At 72.4% G+C, this 19,518-nt stretch carries 23 protein-coding genes and 1 pseudogene; 19 read left to right on the top strand and 5 right to left on the bottom strand.

All coding sequences use genetic code 11. From position 1 onward, the window contains the following. Positions 1-8: 8 nt before the first annotated feature. The 4 genes from ACZ4MF_RS01490 (at position 9) to pspAB (ending at position 2,585) form a co-directional block, all read left to right on the top strand. The gene (locus tag ACZ4MF_RS01490) at positions 9-599 is read left to right on the top strand and encodes a cysteine hydrolase family protein (RefSeq protein WP_467488738.1); all 591 of its coding nucleotides are present in this window, start codon (positions 9-11) and stop codon (positions 597-599) included. Positions 600-683: 84 nt separating this feature from the next. After that, positions 684-938, top strand: a complete 255-nt coding sequence (locus tag ACZ4MF_RS01485; RefSeq protein WP_467488736.1) for an SCO2583/SCO2584 N-terminal domain-containing protein — start codon at positions 684-686, stop codon at positions 936-938. Between the two features lie 141 nt (positions 939-1,079). Then, entirely contained in the window at positions 1,080-1,997 is a 918-nt protein-coding gene (gene htpX / locus ACZ4MF_RS01480; protein ID WP_362820540.1) for a zinc metalloprotease HtpX, read from the top strand. Between the two features lie 3 nt (positions 1,998-2,000). Beyond that, positions 2,001-2,585 (top strand): PspA-associated protein PspAB, encoded by a 585-nt coding sequence (gene pspAB, locus ACZ4MF_RS01475; RefSeq protein WP_356020775.1) that lies wholly within the window; start codon positions 2,001-2,003, stop codon positions 2,583-2,585. Positions 2,586-2,601: 16 nt separating this feature from the next. On the opposite strand, the gene ACZ4MF_RS01470 is transcribed toward pspAB, so the two are convergent. After that, entirely contained in the window at positions 2,602-2,889 is a 288-nt protein-coding gene (locus ACZ4MF_RS01470) for a hypothetical protein (RefSeq protein ID WP_467488735.1), read from the bottom strand. Positions 2,890-3,035: 146 nt separating this feature from the next. Between ACZ4MF_RS01470 and ACZ4MF_RS01465 the strand changes: the two genes are divergently transcribed. Both ACZ4MF_RS01465 and ACZ4MF_RS01460 read left to right on the top strand, forming a co-directional pair. Then, positions 3,036-3,167, top strand: a complete 132-nt coding sequence (locus tag ACZ4MF_RS01465) for a hypothetical protein (protein ID WP_467488734.1) — start codon at positions 3,036-3,038, stop codon at positions 3,165-3,167. 290 nt (positions 3,168-3,457) lie between these two features. Beyond that, positions 3,458-3,643, top strand: coding sequence for a hypothetical protein (locus tag ACZ4MF_RS01460; RefSeq protein WP_467488732.1), 186 nt, complete (start codon positions 3,458-3,460; stop codon positions 3,641-3,643). Between the two features lie 61 nt (positions 3,644-3,704). Here the strand turns inward: ACZ4MF_RS01460 and ACZ4MF_RS01455 are convergent, their stop codons facing one another. Then, on the bottom strand, positions 3,705-4,019 hold the full coding sequence (locus tag ACZ4MF_RS01455) for a hypothetical protein (RefSeq protein WP_356020766.1): 315 nt from the start codon (positions 4,017-4,019) through the stop codon (positions 3,705-3,707). 394 nt (positions 4,020-4,413) lie between these two features. Between ACZ4MF_RS01455 and ACZ4MF_RS01450 the strand changes: the two genes are divergently transcribed. The 3 genes from ACZ4MF_RS01450 to ACZ4MF_RS01440 all read left to right on the top strand — a co-directional run bounded on the left by ACZ4MF_RS01450 (position 4,414) and on the right by ACZ4MF_RS01440 (position 5,927). Further along, positions 4,414-4,707, top strand: a complete 294-nt coding sequence (locus tag ACZ4MF_RS01450) for a hypothetical protein (RefSeq protein ID WP_467488730.1) — start codon at positions 4,414-4,416, stop codon at positions 4,705-4,707. 23 nt (positions 4,708-4,730) lie between these two features. Continuing rightward, positions 4,731-5,099, top strand: a complete 369-nt coding sequence (locus ACZ4MF_RS01445; protein WP_467488728.1) for an arsenate reductase family protein — start codon at positions 4,731-4,733, stop codon at positions 5,097-5,099. A gap of 120 nt (positions 5,100-5,219) precedes the next feature. Then, positions 5,220-5,927: an RlpA-like double-psi beta-barrel domain-containing protein gene (locus ACZ4MF_RS01440; protein WP_467488726.1), complete on the top strand. Its 708-nt coding sequence runs from the start codon at positions 5,220-5,222 to the stop codon at positions 5,925-5,927. Between the two features lie 12 nt (positions 5,928-5,939). Here the strand turns inward: ACZ4MF_RS01440 and ACZ4MF_RS01435 are convergent. Beyond that, positions 5,940-6,835, bottom strand: a pseudogene (locus ACZ4MF_RS01435) (alpha/beta fold hydrolase). A 195-nt stretch (positions 6,836-7,030) separates the two neighbouring features. Here ACZ4MF_RS01435 and glnII point away from each other — a divergent pair. The 6 genes from glnII to ACZ4MF_RS01405 all read left to right on the top strand — a co-directional run bounded on the left by glnII (position 7,031) and on the right by ACZ4MF_RS01405 (position 13,802). Next, a complete protein-coding gene (gene glnII / locus ACZ4MF_RS01430) occupies positions 7,031-8,062 on the top strand; it encodes a glutamine synthetase (RefSeq protein WP_467488724.1) in 1,032 nt (343 codons plus the stop codon). A gap of 396 nt (positions 8,063-8,458) precedes the next feature. After that, positions 8,459-9,052: a winged helix-turn-helix domain-containing protein gene (locus ACZ4MF_RS01425; protein ID WP_467488722.1), complete on the top strand. Its 594-nt coding sequence runs from the start codon at positions 8,459-8,461 to the stop codon at positions 9,050-9,052. A 69-nt stretch (positions 9,053-9,121) separates the two neighbouring features. Further along, positions 9,122-10,168, top strand: a complete 1,047-nt coding sequence (locus tag ACZ4MF_RS01420) for an NAD-dependent epimerase/dehydratase family protein (RefSeq protein WP_467488720.1) — start codon at positions 9,122-9,124, stop codon at positions 10,166-10,168. A gap of 31 nt (positions 10,169-10,199) precedes the next feature. Continuing rightward, the gene (locus ACZ4MF_RS01415; RefSeq protein WP_467488718.1) at positions 10,200-11,474 is read left to right on the top strand and encodes a sensor histidine kinase; all 1,275 of its coding nucleotides are present in this window, start codon (positions 10,200-10,202) and stop codon (positions 11,472-11,474) included. Further along, positions 11,459-12,112 carry a response regulator transcription factor gene (locus ACZ4MF_RS01410; protein WP_356020749.1) on the top strand — a complete coding sequence of 218 codons (654 nt, stop codon included), beginning with the start codon at positions 11,459-11,461 and terminating at the stop codon, positions 12,110-12,112. Before ACZ4MF_RS01415 ends, ACZ4MF_RS01410 begins: the two co-directional genes overlap by 16 nt. A 160-nt stretch (positions 12,113-12,272) precedes the next feature. Beyond that, positions 12,273-13,802, top strand: a complete 1,530-nt coding sequence (locus ACZ4MF_RS01405) for a DUF1996 domain-containing protein (protein ID WP_467488716.1) — start codon at positions 12,273-12,275, stop codon at positions 13,800-13,802. Between the two features lie 99 nt (positions 13,803-13,901). Here ACZ4MF_RS01405 and ACZ4MF_RS01400 read toward each other — a convergent pair whose 3' ends face one another. After that, positions 13,902-14,315 carry a hypothetical protein gene (locus ACZ4MF_RS01400; protein ID WP_467489460.1) on the bottom strand — a complete coding sequence of 138 codons (414 nt, stop codon included), beginning with the start codon at positions 14,313-14,315 and terminating at the stop codon, positions 13,902-13,904. Between the two features lie 131 nt (positions 14,316-14,446). On the opposite strand from ACZ4MF_RS01400, the gene ACZ4MF_RS01395 reads away from it, so the two are divergent. From ACZ4MF_RS01395 to ACZ4MF_RS01380, 4 genes are all read left to right on the top strand, one after another. Continuing rightward, entirely contained in the window at positions 14,447-16,369 is a 1,923-nt protein-coding gene (locus ACZ4MF_RS01395; RefSeq protein ID WP_467488714.1) for a hypothetical protein, read from the top strand. Positions 16,370-16,447: 78 nt separating this feature from the next. Continuing rightward, entirely contained in the window at positions 16,448-17,326 is an 879-nt protein-coding gene (locus tag ACZ4MF_RS01390; RefSeq protein ID WP_467488712.1) for a metal-dependent hydrolase, read from the top strand. Continuing rightward, complete coding sequence (locus ACZ4MF_RS01385; protein WP_467488710.1) at positions 17,326-18,348, top strand: PDR/VanB family oxidoreductase; 1,023 nt, start codon at positions 17,326-17,328, stop codon at positions 18,346-18,348. The genes ACZ4MF_RS01390 and ACZ4MF_RS01385 overlap by 1 nt, the downstream gene beginning before the upstream one ends. Before the next feature lie 36 nt (positions 18,349-18,384). After that, complete coding sequence (locus tag ACZ4MF_RS01380) at positions 18,385-19,101, top strand: TetR/AcrR family transcriptional regulator (RefSeq protein WP_467488708.1); 717 nt, start codon at positions 18,385-18,387, stop codon at positions 19,099-19,101. A 10-nt stretch (positions 19,102-19,111) separates the two neighbouring features. Here ACZ4MF_RS01380 and ACZ4MF_RS01375 read toward each other — a convergent pair whose 3' ends face one another. Beyond that, a complete protein-coding gene (locus ACZ4MF_RS01375) occupies positions 19,112-19,474 on the bottom strand; it encodes a 5-carboxymethyl-2-hydroxymuconate Delta-isomerase (RefSeq protein ID WP_467488706.1) in 363 nt (120 codons plus the stop codon). Positions 19,475-19,518 lie beyond the last annotated feature (44 nt).

The following is a 19,518-nucleotide window of genomic DNA, read 5'->3' as shown; positions in this document are numbered from 1 at the left end:
TGAGGGTCATGACTTCGACGACACTGCGTGACCTCAACGGCTTCGATCAGACCCCGGCCTCGCTCGCCGGTGCGACGCTGATCCTCATCGACTACCAGAACACCTACACCCGGGGCGTCATGGAACTGGCGGGCTGGGAGGCCGCCCTCGACGCCGGGGCCGAACTGCTGGCGCGGGCCCGGTCGGCCGGGGCGAGGGTCGTGCACGTCGTCAACGACGGCGGCCCGGGGACGCCGTACGACATCCGGGCCGAGATCGGCGCGATCCATCCGCGGGTCGCGCCGGCCGAGGGCGAGCCGGTGGTGGTCAAGAAGACGCCGGACGCGTTCCGGGACACCGACCTGGCCGCGCACGTGGACGCCGCCGGGCACCAGGACGTGATCCTCGCGGGCTTCATGACCCACATGTGCGTCGCCTTCACCGCCCAGGGCGCCTTCCTGCGCGGCAACCGCCCCACGGTCGTCGCCGACGCCTGTGCCACCCGCCCGCTCACCACCCCGGTCGCCGGGGTCGGGGCCGCCCAGCTCCACCACAGCGCGCTCGCCACGGTCGCGGACCTCTACGGCGTCGTCGTACCGTCGGCCGCGTCGCTGGCCTGAGCGCAACCTTTTCCGCTTCCCAGGCTTCCTCCTTTCGGGGGATCATCCCTCCTGACCCTGACGGACGAGAGAGGTTGAACGGGGATGTCGCAACAGGACGACTGGGAGCGGGAGTTCGATCACCGGTGGGCGGAGTCCGCCGAGCACAAGGAGCCCTCGGCCCGGGCGCGGATGCTCGCCGCCCGCTGGAAGGAGAACCCGCCGGACCCGGCGCCCTTCCGCGCCGACCCGGACGCGGCGCCGCGCCGGGCGTCGTGGGCGTCGACGGCCGTGGTGGTCGGCTGTGTGGTCGCGGTGATGGCGTTGATCGCGCTCTCGCAGTTCAGCTCCTCCTCGTAGGGGCAGAGCTCACTGCGCGTACCGGGAGGGGCGCTCACAGGCAGCCTTTGCCGCGCCTAGGCTCGTTCGGGACCGCTTCATGGCATGCGGCAGGTGCACACTGGACTGCGGGACGAGTGCGTGACTGCGGGGTGATGCAAGATGCAGAGCCGGTTCCGGAGCGACCGACGGCTGACCGTGCGCATGGGACTCACGATGTTCCTGCTCGGGCTGCTGTACGTGGGCTTCGTCGCGGCATTGATCGTGCTGCTGAGGTCCTGGGTGCTGGTCGTCGTCGTGGTCGGGGCGATGTTCGTGGCCCAGTTCTGGTTCTCCGACAAGATCGCCATGTTCGCGATGCGCGGTCGGGTCGTGGAGCGCGAGGAGTATCCCGAGTTGCACGCGGTCGTGGACCGGCTGTGTGCGATCGCGGACATGCCCAAGCCGGTCGTCGCCGTGTCCGAGATGGACATGCCGAACGCGTTCGCGACCGGGCGGAACCCCGATCACGCGGTGGTCTGCGTGACGACGGGCCTGCTGCGGCGGCTGGAGCCCGCCGAGCTGGAGGGCGTGCTGGCGCACGAGCTGTCGCACGTGGCGCACAAGGACGTCGCCGTGATCACGATCGCGTCCTTCCTCGGCGTGCTGGCCGGCCTGATCGTCCGGTTCGCCCTCTACTCGGGCCTCTTCGGGGGCCGCCGGGACCAGAACACGGCGGCCGTCATGGGCGCCGTGCTGGCCGTCTCGGTGGCGGTGTACGCGATCAGCTTCATGCTGATCCGTGCCCTGTCGCGGTACCGGGAGCTGGCGGCGGACCGCGCGGCCGCGCATCTCACCGGCCGCCCCTCGGCCCTCGCCTCGGCGCTGACCAAGGTCTCCGGGGACATCGCCCGGATCCCGACCAAGGACCTGCGCACGGCCCAGGCGTTCAACGCGTTCTTCTTCACCCCGGCCAAGGGCAAGGAGCCGGGCCTGGAGCGGTTCTTCTCCACCCACCCGACCCTGGAGCAGCGCCTGGAGCAGCTGGGTCGGATCTCGGCGGAGCTGGGCGAGGCCACCACTCCCGGGAAGGCGGGCTGAGCATTGGGGCTGCTGGACATCCTGCTGGGCCGTACGAAACCGGTCGCGCCCGATCTGGATCAGCTCTTCGCGCTGCCCTCGGCGGCCGTGACCCTTGAGGCCGCGGCCGGTTTCACACCCACCGGGGGCGGGGCGGTGTGCTTCGCCACGGTGGAGGGGGCGGCCTTCGAGCAGACCCACCGGGAGGTGCAGGCGCTGCTGGACGCGGACACCGACCGCACGGGCCCGCCGGTGAAGCTGGAGCGGGACACGTACGGCTACTCGTGGCTGGTGTCCGAGCGGACCCCGGACCAGCTGGTGCAGCTGGTCAACGATCTGCACGCGGTGAACAGCGCGATGGAGGTCAACGGCTTCGGCCCGCAGCTGCTGTGCTCGCTGGCCGCGTTCCGGGACGACGCCGGCCGCACACTGGCGCTGGTCTACCTCTACAAGCGGGGCACGTTCTACCCCTTCGCTCCCGTCCCCGGCGGCGGGGAGCGGCGGGACAGCGCGCTGGAACTCCAGGTGAAGGCGGCCCTCGCGAACGACCTGCGCATCGAGCAGGATCTGAGCCGCTGGTTCCCGGTGTGGGGCGCCCCCGGCCTGTGACCGGGGACGCCGGCGCTCACCTGCTCTTCTGCTTCTCCTGCCGGAGGGTCTCGAAGGGCCGCTCCCGGCGGTAGCGCCGCTCCCACCTGGCCTGCCGGTCCCGGCGGTCGCGGTAGGCGCGGTAGCTGTCGGGCGGGGGCGGGGTGCCCGTGCCGGTGGGCGGGGGCGGGCCGGGCGCACCGCGTCCGTGTCCCGCGAGCGTCGCGTACAGGTAGAGCAGCGCGACGGCGGCCAGCCACCAGAGATGGTTTCCGAATCCGAGGATCACCAGGACGAGGGTCCCGGTCGCGATGATGCCACGCATGACGGACCTCCGTGGGGTGAGTGTGGCGGGGGTGGGGTGTGTCGGCTTCGCGCCGTTTGTTCAGGGTAGGGAGCCCACGACCGCGCCCGCACCCCGTTTTCCGCCCGCCGCGCGCCGGCACCCCCGGGCGGGCCACGGCGGTGCTGTTGCACGGTGCGGGAAACGGCAGCAAGGAGCGGCTCCTGCCGCTGCTCGACGCGTTCACGGGGCACGGCTGCCAGGCCCTGGCCTTCGACCTCTCGGGCCACGGCGACAGCACGGGCAGCTCGCCGAGCTGAGCCTGCGGCGGCGGTTCGAGCAGGCGGTGGCGGCGCTCGACGCGCACGCTCCGGCGGACGACTCCTTGGGTTCAGCATGAGCGGCGAGACGGTCGCCGGTCTCGTACGGCACTACGGGCCGCGGGTGAGGGCCGTCGGCCTGTGCTCGCCCGCCGTCTACGCGCCCGAGGCCCGGGAGGTGCCGTTCGAGAACCGCCAGGGACGGTTCAGCGAGATCATCCGTACGCCGGACAGCCGGCGGCGGTCGCGGGCGCTGGAGACGTACCTACGGGGGCCGGATGGTGCCGGCCGTGCCGGGCGACGACACGGTCATCCCGCCGGCCGTGACGCAGGCCCTCCAGGACGCGCTGTCGGCACGCGCCCGCTGCTCCCGCTTCGAACTCGCGGACGCGGAGCACCGGTTGGGCCTGTGGTTCCGGGAGCATCCCGCGCACCGGCGGGCGTTCGTGGAGCGGCTCACGGCCGCGCCGACGTGAGCGCGGACCGGGTGCCCGCCGATGGCGCGGGCACCCGGTGTGCGGTCGGGTGCGGCCGGTCTCAGCGGTTGTAGCGCATGAACGCCCGGACCATGTGGCAGGTCGTGTCGGACGGCGGGCGCATGCCGATGTCCTCCGCCGTGGTGCGGATCGCGGCGTCGGAGGCCTGGGACGGGAGGTAGACGCCGGAGTCGAGCAGGGCTATGGCGAGGCGCATGGCCTTCAGCCGGCGGTTGTGCGTGACGTACCACTGGCGCGGTCGTCCGGCCGGCAGCGGGCGCTTCGTCACGGGCTGGACGGGCGAGTCGAACAGCACGGGGTGCTGGGCGGTGGACTGGGTCCGGGACGGCTTCGGCCTCAGGGCGGCAGCGGGCACAGGCATCCTCCTGTCGCGGTCAGGGCGCCTACCGGACAGCCCGGCGACACCCTCGAACACTGCCTCCAGTCTACTGCCGGGCACTGACATCGAGGGAGCCCGCGGAGCCCGGCAAACATCCAGGTGAACAAGGGAATTGTCGTCGTGTCACCTACGGTTTTCACGATGCATGTGGGGCTGCAGAAATTCGAACAAAGGGGGGACGGCATGAACTACCCGCACACCGCTGCGCCCGCGCCACGGCCCGTGGACATCCGCCCCCTGCTCAAGCGCAAGCGCGTCTGGGTCGGCTGCGTCCTCCTGTTGGTGATCGGCTCGGCCGCCGGACGGTGCGGCGCCCACGACGACACCGTGAGGACTACCGCCGCATCGAGGGCCGACCGTCACCGCCACCGTGACGGCCGCGCCCAAGCCCGCCGTCACGGTCACCAGGACCGCCGAGCCCACACCCGCACCGACAGTGACCGTCACCAGGACGGCGACGGCCGGCACCGACGACTCCACCCTCGACACCGGCAGCACCACCGGCAGCACCGGGACCTGCTCGATCGTCTCCGCCGCAGGCAACTGCTACGCGGCGGGCGAGTTCTGCCGCAACAGCGACCACGGGGCCGCGACGACCGACGCGAGCGGTACGCCCATCACGTGCTCCCCCAGTGGCAGCCGCCGGCGCTGGACCGGCTCCTGATCCGGGGCGCGTACCGTGTCCGCATGGAAATCTGGATCAATCCGGCCTGCTCCAAGTGCCGCAGTGCCATCAGCCTGCTCGACGCCGAGGGGGCCGAGTACACCGTCCGGCGCTACCTGGACGACGTGCCCGGTGCCGACGAGATCAGGGCCGTGCTCGACCGGCTGAACCTCGAACCGTGGGACATCACCCGCACCCAGGAGGCCGACGCCAAGGAACTGGGGCTCAAGGACTGGGCGAAGGACGCCGGCACGCGCGAGCGGTGGATCACCGCCCTCGCCGAGCACCCCCGGCTCATCCAGCGCCCGATCATCACCGCCGACGACGGAACGGCCCTGGTGGCCCGCACCGAGGACGCCGTACGCGAGGCCCTCTCGCACAACAAGGGCTGAGCCGACAGCAAGTCCCGTGTGGCGCAGGTCACTTCAGCGGCTCCCGTGGTCGCTGAGTCACCTCGTTCGGTATCTCGTACATAGCGACGTACGCTCCCCTACCTCTTACAGGAGGCGCGCATGTCGCGCAGGCGAACTCTCGGTCCGAAGAAGACGATCGCACTGCTCGTCGGTGCCGCGGCGGTGGCGGGCGGCGGGGCCTTCGCGCTCGCCACCACGTCCAACGCCGCCCAGACCGCGCAGAACGCGAAGACCCTGTCCGCCGGGAACTCGACCGTCTGCCAGGGGCTCGCCACGGCCCTCGGCAACAACGAACGGTTCATCGCCGGGCAGCAGGCCGCCCCGGACGCCCAGTCGGCGGCCCGGATCGCCAACCGGCAGGCGGTCATCGCGCAGATCAAGGTCCAGCAGAAGGCGGCCGGTTGCACCGTTGGGGAGTCGGCTCAGGGCTCCCAGTCGGCACAGCAGGGCGCGGGGCAGCAGTCCGGCAGTGCCCAGCCGAGCGCACAGCCCTCGCAGTCCGCCGCCGGGAGCGGCGGCGCCGGTAGTGCCGGTGGTGCCGGTGGTGCCGCCGCCTCCGGGCAGCAGGTCTGCAACGGCTCCACCGTCACGCTCTCCGGCGAGGGCGGCGCCCCGGCCGCGTCCAGCGACCGGTTCCCGGCGGGGACGACCCTGAAGGTCACCAACCTGGACAACAAGAAGTCCACGACGGTGAAGGTCACCTCGGTCTCCGGCAGTTGTGTCCTGCTGAACAACGCGGCCTTCGAACAGGTCCGGGAATCGGGCAAGTTCCTCATCCGTCACGCGCTGATCGAGAAGGTGGGGTGAGGCCGGGGAGCATCAGTCGGCAGACAGGAACGCGGTGATACGGCCCGCCAGGCCGGCCGGCGCCGACTGGGGCAGCGCGTGATGGGAGACGCCCGGCAGGACCGCCGTCTCCACGCGCGGCAGCAGCCCGGCGGCCCCGACCGCCACCTCGCGCGGGATGGGGGTCCCCCCGCTTGAGCGAAGTCGAGAGTGGGGGAGGGTCCTGCTGTTCGCGGCCACGAGCAGCAGGACCGGCGTCCTGAGCGCGCGCAGCGCGTCCGGCGCCGGGCGCGGCCCCGTGACCGGCCTGCGGGCCGGGAAGCCCGCGCCCGCCTCCTGGAGGGCGAGCCGGTCCGGGTCGAGCGGCGCCCCCGCTCCGGTCTCCCTCCACGAAGGCCCGGACCCGGCGGGGTGAGGGACGCGGCAGCATCGGCAGGCGCGCAGCAGGTACGCCGCCTTGAACCCGGCGAAACACTGGGTCGGGTCCAGGAGGAACAGGCGGCGTACCCGGCCGGGCGCCCGCAGGGTGTGGTGCAGGGCGATCCAGCCGCCGTACGAGTACGCGCCCAGGCCGGCCTCGTCGGCGCCCAGGCCGTCGAGCAGGGCGTCCAGCCAGGCGGACAGATCGGCGACCGTACGGGGGTGACGGTCGGCGGCCGGGACGCTCAGGCCGGGGGCGCCGATCAGGTCGGCGGCGTACACCCGGCGGACGCGGGCGAGGGCGGCGGCCTGGCCGTACCAGGAGACGGAGGTGGCCGCCCCGCCGCCCGGGGGCAGGAGCAGCGGGGGTGCGTCGCGCGGGCCGCAGGAGTTGACGCGGGTGTCCCCGAAGGGGTGCGGACGGTCGGCGCCTCGCGGTCGGCGGGCCACTTGGCCGGCACCCTGTCGTATGCGTCCCGGAAGTCCACCGCCGCACGGTAGCGCCTCACCGCGTGAGACGCGGCACAGAAACATCAGGTAACACGGGGTTCACACAAGGGCAACGGACGAGAAATCGCCTGTTGCGAGGCTGCCCGCGAGATCGACGCGGCGCCCCGGTGCCGTGGCGCCGCAGCCACCCGCAGCACCGCAGCACCGCAGCACCCGCGACAAGTGCGCCCGACCCACCCGAAGGAAGTGGCCCCGTGACCTTCAAGGCCGAGTACATCTGGATCGACGGCACCGCCCCGACGGCGAAGCTCCGTTCCAAGACGAAGATCATCGCGGGTTCTCCGGCCGGTCTCGACGCGCTGCCGATCTGGGGCTTCGACGGCTCCTCCACCAACCAGGCCGAGGGCCACGCCTCGGACCGCGTGCTCAAGCCGGTCTTCACCTGCCCGGACCCGATCCGCGGCGGCGAGGACATCCTGGTGCTGTGCGAGGTCCTCGACATCGACATGACGCCGCACGTGTCCAACACCCGTGCCGCGCTCACCGAGGTCGCCGAGCGGTTCGCCGCGCAGGAGCCGGTCTTCGGCATCGAGCAGGAGTACACCTTCTTCGACGGCACCCGCCCGCTCGGCTTCCCCGAGAACGGCTTCCCGGCCCCGCAGGGCGGCTACTACTGCGGCGTCGGCGCCGACGAGATCTTCGGCCGCGACGTCGTCGAGGCCCACCTGGAGAACTGCCTGAAGGCCGGTCTCGGCATCTCCGGCATCAACGCCGAGGTCATGCCGGGCCAGTGGGAGTTCCAGGTCGGCCCGCTCGCCCCGCTGGAGGTCTCCGACCAGCTGTGGGTGGCCCGCTGGCTGCTGTACCGCACCGCCGAGGACTTCGGCGTCTCGGCGACCCTCGACCCGAAGCCGGTCAAGGGCGACTGGAACGGCGCGGGCGCGCACACCAACTTCTCCACGAAGGCGATGCGCGAGGGCTATGCCGCGATCATCACCGCGTGCGAGTCGCTCGGCGAGGGCTCCAAGCCGCTGGACCACGTCAAGAACTACGGCGCCGGCATCGACGAGCGCCTGACCGGCCTGCACGAGACCGCCCCGTGGGACGAGTACTCCTACGGCGTCTCCGACCGCGGCGCCTCGGTCCGTATCCCGTGGCAGGTCGAGAAGGACGGCAAGGGTTACATCGAGGACCGCCGCCCGAACGCCAACGTCGACCCGTACGTGGTGACCCGCCTGCTCGTGGACACCTGCTGCTCCGCCCTGGAGAAGGCCGGCCAGGTCTGATCCCCCACACACGCACCCAGGGGCGCCCGCCATTCCGGCGGGCGCCCCTGTCGCGTATCACGCACGGGGCCGACGTCAACTTCCCGCCAAGGAAGCGTCCACGCAGTGAGAGGAGGGTCCTCGTCGGCGGCCGCGTCTGCTTCAATGGGTGCATGGCCAGTTCCCAGAAGTGCACCGCGACAGGTCGCCACGACCTTGAGCCCTTCTGGCCTTCCCGTCAGCACCACGACTTCGACCGGGTGTGTTGTCGCGCGACCGACGCGCGGGCCCTGTAGAGCCGTAACCCCCGGCCTTCCGGCCAGCGCGAAACGACGTACGTCCCGCCGGCGCGCCCGACCACGAATCGCGGCCGTCGCCCTTCCTGACGAACCTCTCGCGCGAAAGAGCTGACCTCTCATGGCGACCACTCATTCCCTCTCGTCCGCCACCTCCCTCACCGCTCCCGCCCGGCACCGGCTGCGCGCCGTCGACCGGGACGAGGTGATCGAGGTCCCGGACGTCCTGCCGCCCGGCGCCACCTGGCTGCCCGCGCCGCAGCACACCCTGCCCACCCTGCCCGGCCAGCCGCCGATGGTCGGCTACCTGGTGCTGGTCCCGGCCGACCAGCGGCCGCCGTTCCTGCCGGTCGCGCTGCCGGAGCAGCCGGCCGAGACCGAGCAGGCCGAGGCCGGACACGGCGAGACCGGGGCCGGCGCCGAGCAGTTGGTGCGGATCGACCCCGTGCAGCGCACCGCCGACGTCGCGGGCCGCGAACTCGACCTGACCTACCTGGAGTTCGAGCTGCTGGCCCACCTGGTGGCCCACCCGCACCGGGTACACACCCGCGACCAGCTGGTCACCACGGTGTGGGGCTACGGCCACGTCGGCGACGGCCGCACCGTCGACGTGCACATCGCCCGGCTGCGCCGCAAGCTGGGCGCGCAGTACCGGCAGACGATCCAGACGGTGCGCCGGGTCGGCTACAAGTACACCCCGCCGACCGGCCACTGACCCTCCCCCGGCTCTGCCCTCGGCAGAGTCCCGTACCGCCGCCCGCCCGGACCGGGCACGATCAGCGGCATGAGGCTTCTGGTGCTGGGCGGTACGGAGTTCGTGGGACGGGCGGTGGCCGAGGCCGCCGTGGCGCGCGGCTGGGAGGTGACCGTCTTCCACCGGGGACGGCGCCAACCGCCGTCCGGGGTGCGGTCGTTGCACGGCGACCGCACCGCTCCCGACGGCCTCGCGGCCCTCGCCGCCGAGCCGGGCGGCTGGGACGCGGTCGTCGACACCTGGTCGGCGCAGCCGCGTGCCGTGCTCGCGGCGGCACGGCTGCTGCGGGACCGTGCCGCGCGGTACGCGTACGTCTCCAGCCGGTCGGTGTACGCCTGGCCCTGGCCCACCACGGGCGGGCCCGGCGCGGCGGTGGTCGAGGGCGCCGCTGCCGACGCGGGGCCGACGGACTACGCCAGGGACAAGCGGGGCGGCGAGCTGGCCGCCGCCGAGGCCTTCGGCGCGGACGCCTCGCTGCTGGTGCGGGCCGGGCTGATCCTCGGCCCGTACGAGAACGTCGGCCGGCTGCCCTGGTGGCTGAACCGGATCGCGCGCGGCGGCCCCGTCCTGGCCCCCGGCCCGCGCGAGCTGCCGGTGCAGTTCATCGACGCCCGCGACCTGGCCGGCTGGCTCCTCGGCGCGCTCCGGCAGGGGTTGAGCGGGCCGTACGACCTGATCGGTCCGCCGGGGCACACCACCATGGGCGAGCTGCTCGACAGCTGTGTCCGGGTCACGGGCGCGGACGCCGAGCTGCGCTGGACCGACCCGGAGACGATCCTGGCCGCCGGGATCGAGCCCTGGACCCAGCTGCCGGTGTGGGTGCCGCCGGAGAGCGAACTGTACGCCGCCGCCCACCGCACGGACGTCTCCCGGGCGCTGGCCACCGGGCTCAGCTGCCGGCCGGCCGCCGAGACCGTCGCCGACACCTGGCGGTGGCTGACGGCGATCGGCGGCGTGGCGCCGGTCCGGCCGGACCGGACGGGCAACGGCCTCGATCCGCAGACGGAGGCGAAGGTGCTGGCCGCGGCCGGGGGTGTACCTGGCACCACCCCCGAGGAGGGGACTTCGGGCGACTGACTGCGGCAGGGGTCTCGGCGACACTGGTGCCATGAACACCGACATCAGTCACGGCACGTTCCGGGAGCGGACACGCGGGGTCCTGCTGGCCGCCGTTCAGGGCCTGACGCTGGCCGTGACCGTGCTGCCCCTCGGTGTGGCGTTCCTCGTCCTGACGCTCCTCTCCGTCGCCTTCGTCCCGCTCGGCATCGGGCTGTTCACGACTCCCGTGGTCCTGACCGGGGTGCGTGCCCTGGCGGACGTGCACCGCAGGCTCGCGGAGCAGTGGTGCGGGATACGGGTCCCGGCCGTCTACCGGCCCGTCCCGGCCGGGACCCGGCCGTGGACCCGCACCTTCCGGCTGCTGGCCGACCCGCAGGTCCGGCGCGACGTGCTGTGGCTGCCGGTGCTCTTCACGGCGGGCTTCGTCACCGCGCTGCTGCCGGCCCTGCTGGTGTTCTACCCGGTCGAGGGGCTCCTGCTGCCGGCCGGGCTGTGGCGGGCGTACGTGCCGGCCGACGGGACCCCCTACTGGTACGCCTTCGTGCCGGTCACCGGCCTGACCAGCGCGTTCGGCGCGGCCGTGCTCGCCGCCCCGCTCCTCGTCGCCGCCTACCGGTACACCCCGCGCACGCTGACGGCCCACTTCCGGCTGGCCCGGGCGGTGCTCGGCGGCGACGCCGAACTCGCCGAGCGGGTACGGGTGTTGACCGAGACACGGCGGGACGCCGTGGACACCTCCGCGGCCGAGCTGCGCCGCATCGAGCGCGACCTGCACGACGGCGCCCAGGCCCGGCTGGTCGCCATGGGCATGGACCTCGGCACGATCGAGATGCTGGTGGAGCACGACCCGGCGCAGGCCAAGCAGTTGCTCGCGCAGGCCCGCAGGAACTCCGCCGAGGCCCTGGAGGAGCTGCGCGACCTGGTGCGCGGGATCCATCCGCCGGTCCTCGCCGAGCGCGGACTCGGCGACGCGGTACGGGCGCTGGCGCTGCGGCTGCCGCTGCCGGCCGAGGTGGCCGTGGAGCTGCCGGGCCGTGCGGACGCCCCGGTGGAGTCGGCGGCCTACTTCGCGGTGAGCGAGGTGCTCACCAACGCCGTCAAGCACTCCGGCGCCGACCGGATCTGGGCCGGCCTGCACCACACCGACGGCCGGCTGCGGATCACGGTCACCGACAACGGCCGGGGCGGGGCGGCGATCGGCGCCGGGTCGGGGCTCGCCGGGGTCGAGCGCCGGCTCGGTACATTCGACGGCGTCCTGGCCGTCAGCAGTCCCGCGGGCGGCCCCACCATGGTGACCATGGAGATCCCGTGCGTGTTGTCCTAGCCGAAGACCTCTTCCTGCTGCGCGACGGGCTCGTCCGGATGCTGACGGCCTTCGGCTTCGAGATCGCGGCCGCCGTCGAGACCGGCCCCGAACTCACCCGCGCGCTGGCCGAGTCGGAGCCGGACATCGCCGTGGTCGACGTCCGGCTGCCGCCCACGCACACCGACGAGGGGCTCCAGTGCGCGCTCGCCGCCCGCAGGGCGCGGCCCGGGCTGCCGGTGCTGGTGCTCTCCCAGCACGTGGAGCAGCTGTACGCGCGCGAGCTGCTCGCGGACGGCACCGGCGGGATCGGCTATCTGCTGAAGGACCGGGTGTTCGACGCCGAGCAGTTCATCGACGCGGTACGGCGGGTCGCGGCCGGCGGTACGGCGATGGACCCGCAGGTGATCCAGCAGTTGCTGGCCCGGCGCTCCGCCGAGGACCGGCCGCTCGCCCGGCTCACCCCGCGTGAGCGGGAGGTGCTGGAGCTGATGGCGCAGGGCCGGTCGAACGCGGGCATCGCCGCCCAGCTCGTGGTGACGGAACGGGCCATCGCCAAACACACCTCCAACATCTTCGCCAAACTGGGACTGGAGGTGTCGGACGACGACAACCGGCGCGTGCTGGCGGTGCTCGCCCACCTCGACCAGGACCGCTGACGCGGCCGGAGTCGACGTCTGTGACCTGCCAACTCACCTGTTTCTACGAGGAATTTGTGAGACCGGTGAACACCTCTGGGGCGGCGTCCGTACACAAGGGCGCCGCTTCACTCCTGTCGGGCGCCTCGATGCTGCCCCGCAAGGAAGTCAGAGGAGTTCCATGGGACGCAACATACGAAAACGCCGTACGCCGCTGGCCACCAAGGCCCTTGCCGGGGCGGCGGCCCTAGCGCTCGGTGGGGGCGGGCTGATCTGGGCGAACTTCTATGCCTCCGCGCATGAGTCGAACAACCAGACATGGGGAGGCAACCAGACGAAGGCCGCGACGGCGCAGGTCGCGACCATCTCCTGCCCGGACGTCGGCCAGAAGCTGACGAACGTGCCCTGGCGGGCCCGCCAGGGCGTGGCGACCGAGCTGGCCACCCTCGACAAGCAGATCACCGAGGCGTACAACCGGCTCGCCTCCACCCGGCAGGCGCAGACGAACGACCCGAGCTTCGTGCAGAACGCGATCGTCGGTCCGCTCAAGGACAAGCGCGCGGCGACGATCGACCGGATCCGGATCGACATCCAGCGGGTCGGCGGGCAGTTCAACACCGCGCTGTCCCAGCTCGCCGCCTGCACGACGCAGTCCGCCAACCAGACCAACGCCGGCGGCCAGAACAACGGCCAGACCGGCGGTCAGCAGAACAACGGCGGCCAGCAGAACAACAACGGCGGCCAGCAGCAGGGCGGTCAGCAGCAGGGCAACAACGGCGGGCAGGGCGGTGACGGCCCGGCCGCGGCGGACTTCGTGGACATCACGAAGGTGGCGCCCAACGTCCAGGGCAAGCCGGCCAAGCAGCAGAACGCCTCGACGGGCACGTTCACCACGCGCTGCGGCGTGAACGCGAACCAGAACCACAACAGCGACAACGTGATCGTCGCGCCGGGTGTGACCAACGGCGCCCACCACGTGCACGACTACGTGGGCAACCAGAAGGTCAACGCGTTCTCCAGCAACCAGACCTTCCTGCAGGGCGGCACCAGCTGCCAGAACCGCAACGACCTGTCGGCGTACTACTGGCCGGTCATCCGCGAGCAGGACGGCACGCAGGAGAAGGACGCGAACGCCGACGGCGGCGGCAAGGACCTCAACGTCGGCAAGATCCTGGTCGCCCAGCAGGCGCAGATCAAGTACGTCGGCTCGCCGGCGAGCAAGGTCGTCGCGATGCCGCAGTTCCTGCGGATCATCACCGGTGACGCCAAGGCCTTCGTCAACGGCCCGGCCAACGCCAACGCGCACTGGAGCTGCACCGGCTTCGAGAACAAGGTGCAGCTGACGGACAAGTACCCGATCTGTCCGCAGGGCAGCCAGGTGGTGCGCTCGTTCGCCTTCCAGAGCTGCTGGGACGGCCAGAACATCGACAGCGCCAACCACCGCACGCACGTGGCCTTCGCCGATCCCGCGAGCGGGGTCTGCCCGAACGGCTTCAAGGCGATCCCGCAGCTGACGATGCGCCTGGTCTACAACGTGCCGCAGCCCGTCATCCAGGCGAACGGCACGGTGAAGAACGCCTACGCGGTCGACGGCTTCCCGGAGGAGCTGCACAAGGCGATCACCGACCACGACGACTTCATCAGCGTCACGACCGGCGGTCTGGCCAACAAGATCGCCAACTGCCTCAACAGCGGCCGGAACTGCGCGTGATGCCGCACGTGAGGCCCTGACACGGGCCACACGACGAGGCCGGTGACGGAGCCCCCCTCCCGTCACCGGCCTTCCCGTGTGCTCAGCTGTGCTCAGCGCTCAGCCGCCGTGCCCGGAGTGCGCGGAGGAGTGCGCGGAGTGGTTCGCGCCGATCTCCACGTCCCCGCCGAGCGTGCCGCGCAGCGCCGTGACGGTGTCATCGGCACCGACGGCGACCCACTTGCGGCCGACGAGGTAGAAACCGCCGTAGTCCTCGGCGGTGTTGATCCACTCGCGCTGGCCGCGGTCGGTGGAGAAGGTGGCGAGGATGAACTTCCCGTCGGTGTTCGTGCAGATGGCCTGCCGGATCGTGTCGGCGTCGGTCTGCATGTCCGGCTTGCACCTCACCTCGGCGGCCAGGCTCTCCAGGCTGCCGGTCGCGGTGGGCGGGACCGCCTTGGTCTCCCCGCCCGCGCCGCAGCCCGCCAGCGCCAGCACGGCGCTCGCACCCAGCAGCAGTCGTGTCACCCTCATCAGTTCCTCCGGTCCTCGCGGCCCCAGCATGGCTCGACTCCTTCGGATACGGACCCCGGCCGTCGTACGCTCAAATGCGATAATCACCCATCCGATGGTGACCGACCGCCGCCCCGCTCGTTCTCCATGGCGTGCAGTCACAGGATGTAGCCCAGCGTCACGCAGCCTCCTCCGCCGGGGAATCCGGCCCGGTCGACGTCGAGCAGGCCGAGGCCGCGCTCGTCGAGCACTATCCACGGCTGGTCCGGATCGCCTATCTGGTGCTGCCGCCGAGCCTCGGCCGCAGCCGCCGGGTGCTGACCGCACACGCCCTCGTCCAGCGCGCCCTGCCCCGGGGCCGCAAGCCGCAGTCGGCCACGATCCCGGCCCAGACCTCGGGCCGGCCGGGCGACCCCGGGTACGCGTTCCTGCGCGAGCGTGTCCTGCGTACGGCCCTGGAGGCGGCGGCCCCCCGCAAGGGCCTGCCCCGGCTCTCCCAACTGCCGCCGCTGCTGCCCCAGGTCTGGGGCCTGAGGCTGTTCCCGCGCTCGGGCGGCGCCGACGAACTCGCCCTGGACCAGCGGCTGTCCGCCCTGTCCGGCCCGGCCCGCGCCGCCTATGTGCTGCGCGGCCTGGAGCAACTCTCCGACGCCGACGTGCGCAGGCTGCTGTCCGCCGCCGGTGTCGAGGACCCGGGCGACGCGCTGGCCTCGGCGAACGGCGTGCCCCTGCAGCCCGCGCTGCTCGCCTCGGCCGAGTTCGACGCGTGCTCGCTCCAGGCCCGGCCCACCGACCTGATGCGCCGCCGCCAGCACACCAAGGCCGTCCTCGCCGCGGCCGCCGCGCTCGCGGTGTGCGGGGCACTGGTCGCCCTGCCGGGCGACGGCTGGGGCCCGGACGGCGCCGCCGCGCCCGTCTACGCCGAGAACCCGGCCGCCCAGGCCGCCCTCGATCCGGCCCGGCTGACCCATGTCTCGCCCACCGCCTGGGAGACCTCCGCACGCAGCGACTTCTCCGTGTGGCCCGCGCGCGGCCCGCTCACCGGCGACCAGGGCCTGCTGCGCCGCGCCCTCGCCGTCTGGGCCCGCCCCGGCAGCGAGGTCCGCGTCTCGGCGACCCCCGGCACCCAGACCGGCGGCCCGGCCGGCCCGCCCCAGCTGCTGTACGCGGGCCAGGTCGACAACGCCCGGGTGGTGATCCTCTACGACGGCCTGCGCATCGTCCGCTACGCCGAGCCGGTGAGCGGCACCGAGGGCGCCGCCCTCGACCTCGCGCGCGCCGACGGCGCGACCGGCGCCGAGGCGAGCGCGCTGCTGCTCGGCCGCTCCGACGGCAACGTGCGGTACCTGACCGCGCCCTGGGTGAAGAAGGCGGCGGCGCGGAACCTGATGAAGCCGGCCGCGGCCGCGACCCCGCTGGCCCTCACCGGCGGCGTCACCGCACCGCTGACCAGCCCGGCGCTCCAGCCCGGTCGCTGCACCTCGTGGACCGTGCTCCAGCTGACCGGCGCCCTGGGCACCGTGGTCTCCACCGACCTCGGCGAGCTGGTCCCGGCCCGGCTGACCGCGGGCCCGCCCGGCGCGCCCGCGGACGCGTCCGGTCCCGCTGGGCTGCGCGCCTGGGCGCCGTTCGCCTGCTCGCTCACGGCCGAGCGCTCGGCGGGCGTCCGGAGCGTGAACGCCTGGCAGTTCGCGGAGCAGCCACTGCCCGACGGCACCGGCGCCGCGGACTGGGTGTGCACCCGGGCCGAGACCTGGCGCGGCGACGGCACGGCGGCGCTGGCCCAGTTCCGCACGCCGGGCCGGCCGGTCGGCGCGGTGGTCGCCAAGGGCACGGACGTACGGGGCTGCGGGCCGCTCGATCCCCAGGTGCTGGCCGGGGTGCTGTGGAAGTCCGCGGCCGGACACTGGTTCCTGCTGGCGGCGGGCGGCAAGGACACCGCGACGATCAGTGCCGCGGGCGGGATCACCGCGTCCGGCCAGGGTCCGCTGCTGATGGCCCGGGCCACGCAGGGGGCGCAGGCCACGCTGAAGGGCACCCTGGCGAACGGCCGGACGATCAGCGGACTGCACTGATCCCGGTTGCTGACACCGGCGTAAACAAGATGTGTCACAGGGGTTCTCAGCGGGCTTACCCCTCAGTACATTGACGCCATGTCTAACACGCAGGCCCGGGTGCCGCTCAAGGCACGCAAAGTGTCCTTCTCCTGGGACGGCACGCCGTTGCACTGGGTGCCGGGCGATCCCTTCACCACGCACACCATCAACGTGCTGCATCTGCTGCTGCCCGCCGGTGAGCGGTGGTTCGTGCACGTGTACAAGCAGGTACTGCCGTACATCCGGGACGAGCGGCTCCGTGCGGACGTCATCGGGTTCATCGGCCAGGAGGCGATGCACTCCCAGGCACACGACGAGGTGCTGCCGCACCTGCGCGAGCAGGGCCTCGACCCGACGCCGTACACCGCGCAGGTCGACTGGTTCTTCGAGAAGCTGCTCGGCGACCGCACGCTCCCGCCGGGGCGGCCACGCAGGTGGTGGCTGATGGAACGGGTCGCGCTCATCGCGGCCATCGAGCACTACACCGCGTTCCTCGGCGACTGGGTGCTCAACGCCGGGGAACTGGACCGGCGGGGCGCCGATCCCACCATGCTGGACCTGCTCCGCTGGCACGGCGCGGAGGAGGTCGAACACCGTTCCGTGGCCTTCGAGTTGTTCATGCACGTCGACGGGAGCTACCGGCGGCGCGCACGGACCTGGGCGACGGCCTTCACGGCACTGGTGTTCCTGTGGCAGCGCGGGACGCGGTTCTTCATGGAGAACGACCCGACCCTCATCGACGGCAAGGCGTCCTTCAAGGAGTTCTACGTCCGCGGCCGGCGGGGCCTGCTCCCCTCGGCCGGAGACATGGTCCGGTCCATCCCCCGCTATCTGAGCCGTGACTACCACCCCTCGCAGGAGGGCGACACCGCACAGGCCGTCGCCTACCTCGCGTCCTCCCCGGCGGCCACGGCGGCGGAGAAGGGGGCCGCGTGATGCCGAAGCTGCGTACCGTCGCGCTCCTCGCGGGCGCCGTGCTGGTGACCCGGGGTGCCCTGCGCCGCCGGATCCAGGTCTCGCCGCTGTGGCCGCTGCCCGCCCTGGAGGAGCCCACCTCGGGCCGGCCGCGCTCGCGGGCGCTGCGACTGCTGGTCACCGCGCACGAGACGGTGGCGGACGGCGTCGTACGACTCCGGCTGGAGGGAACGGACCTGCCGCGCTGGGAGCCCGGCGCGCATCTCGACCTCGTGCTGCCCTCGGGGCTGGTCCGGCAGTACTCGCTGTGCGGCGACCCCGAGGACACCTCGTCGTACACCGTCGCGACCCGGCTCGTCGAGAACGGGCGGGGCGGTTCGCGCGAGGTGCACGAGCAGGTGACGGAGGGCATGGAGCTGGAGGTGCGGGGGCCGCGGAACCGCTTCCCGCTCGTCGAGGCGGAGTCGTACGTCTTCGTCGCCGGCGGGATCGGGATCACCCCGCTGCTGCCGATGCTGCGCTCGCTCCCGGACAGCACCCCCTGGCGGCTGCTGTACGCGGGGCGCGACCGTGCCTCGATGCCGTTCCTGGAGGAGGTCGAGAAGCTGGGCCGCGACCGGGTGACCATGGTCGAGGGCGTGCCCGATCTCGACGCGCTGGAGGTCGATGAGGGGGCCGTCGTCTACTGCTGCGGTCCCGAGGGGCTCATGGCGGCCGTCGCGGAGCGTTTCCCGGGCGTTCGTCTCGAACGGTTCGCGCCACGTACGTCGTCCGACGGGAACACGGAATTCGAGGTCGAACTCCGGCGCAGCGGGCGCACGTTGACCGTCCCGGCCGACTCCACCGTGCTGGCCGCGATCCGCCGGGAGCTGCCGGACACCGCGTACTCCTGCGAGCAGGGATTCTGCGGGACCTGCCAACAGCGGGTGCTGGAAGGGGAGATCGACCACCGGGACGAGCTGCTGACGGACACGGAGCGTGCCGACTCGATGCTGATCTGTGTGTCGCGGGCCCGAAGCGGTCGGTTGGTGATCGACATGTGAACGCCTGCGGCCGGATTCGATCGGTAAGGTGTTCGCATGAGTACCGGGGTTCGCCGCAGGATGGGCGTCGAGGAGCGGCGGCAGCAGCTGATCGGCGTCGCGCTCGACCTGTTCAGCCGACGCTCGCCCGACGAGGTCTCCATCGACGAGATAGCGACGGCCGCGGGCATCTCGCGGCCCCTCGTGTACCACTACTTCCCCGGCAAACTCAGCCTGTACGAGGCCGCGTTGAAGCGCGCCTCGGAGGAACTCGCGGCCCGCTTCGCCGAGCCGCACGAGGGTCCGCTCGGCGCCCGGCTGCTGCGCGTGATGGGCCGCTACTTCGACTTCGTGGACGAACACGGACCCGGCTTCTCGGCGTTGATGCGCGGCGGCCCGGCCGTCTCCGCCGACGGGATCGGAACCAAGGACCACGTCTCCACGACCAACGCGCTCATCGACTCCGTGCGCCAGGCCGCCTACGAGCAGATCCTCGCGCACCTCGGCGTCACGGACGCCTCCCCGCGCCTGGAGCTCGTCGTCCGGTCCTGGATCTCGCTCGCCGAGTCGACGGCGCTGCTCTGGCTGGACGGCCGCCGCGTCCCGCGCGCCGAGCTGGAGCTCCAGCTCGTGCACGACTTCGCCGCACTGGTCGCGGTCAGCGCGGCCTACGACACGGACATGGCGACCCTGCTCAAGCAGATGGTGAAGGACGAGCCGGCCGACGGCACCTTCGCGGAGCTGGTCGGCCGGCTCATCACCCTCGCGCCCTGAGCGGCGGCCGCTACTGGTCGAACTTCCGGTAGGACGCGTCGAGTTCACGGACCTCGACGGAGGCGTGCAGGGCGACGCCCGCGTCCGCCACGTGCCCGCGGAGCAGTTCCAGGGCCGTCTCCGTGAGCCTCGCCTTCGTCTCGTCGCTGCGTCCGGCGAGGAGCCCGATGGTCACGTGCACGATCGCGTGCCCGCGCGCCTCGGGGTCCTCGTACCCGAACACCGTGTACGCGCTCGGCCGGAACTGCGTCTTGCAGGCCTCCGGCTTCGCCGCCGCGATCGCCACGGTCGCCTCGTGCAGCCCCCGGGCGAAGCCCTCACGGTCGAAGGCGTCCGCCACGAGGTCCGAGTAGTCGATGGTGATCTGCGGCATGGGCGTTCCTGTTCTGCGACGGTTTTCTACGACGGCTTTCAAGA

This window comes from Streptomyces sp. NPDC025793 (assembly GCF_055558375.1).
This window is presented reverse-complemented; position numbering and strand designations above follow the sequence as displayed.

What these genes read in the sequence shown, in the direction of transcription:
- ACZ4MF_RS01490 (WP_467488738.1), top strand. Translation starts at nt 9, where the DNA reads ATGACTTCGACGACACTGCGTGACCTCAACGGCTTCGATCAGACCCCG.
- ACZ4MF_RS01485 (WP_467488736.1), top strand. Translation starts at nt 684, where the DNA reads ATGTCGCAACAGGACGACTGGGAGCGGGAGTTCGATCACCGGTGGGCG.
- ACZ4MF_RS01400 (WP_467489460.1), bottom strand. Translation starts at nt 14,315, where the DNA reads ATGAGGGTGACACGACTGCTGCTGGGTGCGAGCGCCGTGCTGGCGCTG.
- ACZ4MF_RS01385 (WP_467488710.1), top strand. Translation starts at nt 17,326, where the DNA reads ATGCCGAAGCTGCGTACCGTCGCGCTCCTCGCGGGCGCCGTGCTGGTG.
- ACZ4MF_RS01405 (WP_467488716.1), top strand. Translation starts at nt 12,273, where the DNA reads ATGGGACGCAACATACGAAAACGCCGTACGCCGCTGGCCACCAAGGCC.
- ACZ4MF_RS01425 (WP_467488722.1), top strand. Translation starts at nt 8,459, where the DNA reads ATGGCGACCACTCATTCCCTCTCGTCCGCCACCTCCCTCACCGCTCCC.
- ACZ4MF_RS01390 (WP_467488712.1), top strand. Translation starts at nt 16,448, where the DNA reads ATGTCTAACACGCAGGCCCGGGTGCCGCTCAAGGCACGCAAAGTGTCC.
- ACZ4MF_RS01415 (WP_467488718.1), top strand. Translation starts at nt 10,200, where the DNA reads ATGAACACCGACATCAGTCACGGCACGTTCCGGGAGCGGACACGCGGG.
- ACZ4MF_RS01420 (WP_467488720.1), top strand. Translation starts at nt 9,122, where the DNA reads ATGAGGCTTCTGGTGCTGGGCGGTACGGAGTTCGTGGGACGGGCGGTG.
- ACZ4MF_RS01375 (WP_467488706.1), bottom strand. Translation starts at nt 19,474, where the DNA reads ATGCCGCAGATCACCATCGACTACTCGGACCTCGTGGCGGACGCCTTC.
- htpX (WP_362820540.1), top strand. Translation starts at nt 1,080, where the DNA reads ATGCAGAGCCGGTTCCGGAGCGACCGACGGCTGACCGTGCGCATGGGA.
- ACZ4MF_RS01445 (WP_467488728.1), top strand. Translation starts at nt 4,731, where the DNA reads ATGGAAATCTGGATCAATCCGGCCTGCTCCAAGTGCCGCAGTGCCATC.
- ACZ4MF_RS01380 (WP_467488708.1), top strand. Translation starts at nt 18,385, where the DNA reads ATGAGTACCGGGGTTCGCCGCAGGATGGGCGTCGAGGAGCGGCGGCAG.
- ACZ4MF_RS01440 (WP_467488726.1), top strand. Translation starts at nt 5,220, where the DNA reads ATGTCGCGCAGGCGAACTCTCGGTCCGAAGAAGACGATCGCACTGCTC.
- ACZ4MF_RS01470 (WP_467488735.1), bottom strand. Translation starts at nt 2,889, where the DNA reads ATGCGTGGCATCATCGCGACCGGGACCCTCGTCCTGGTGATCCTCGGA.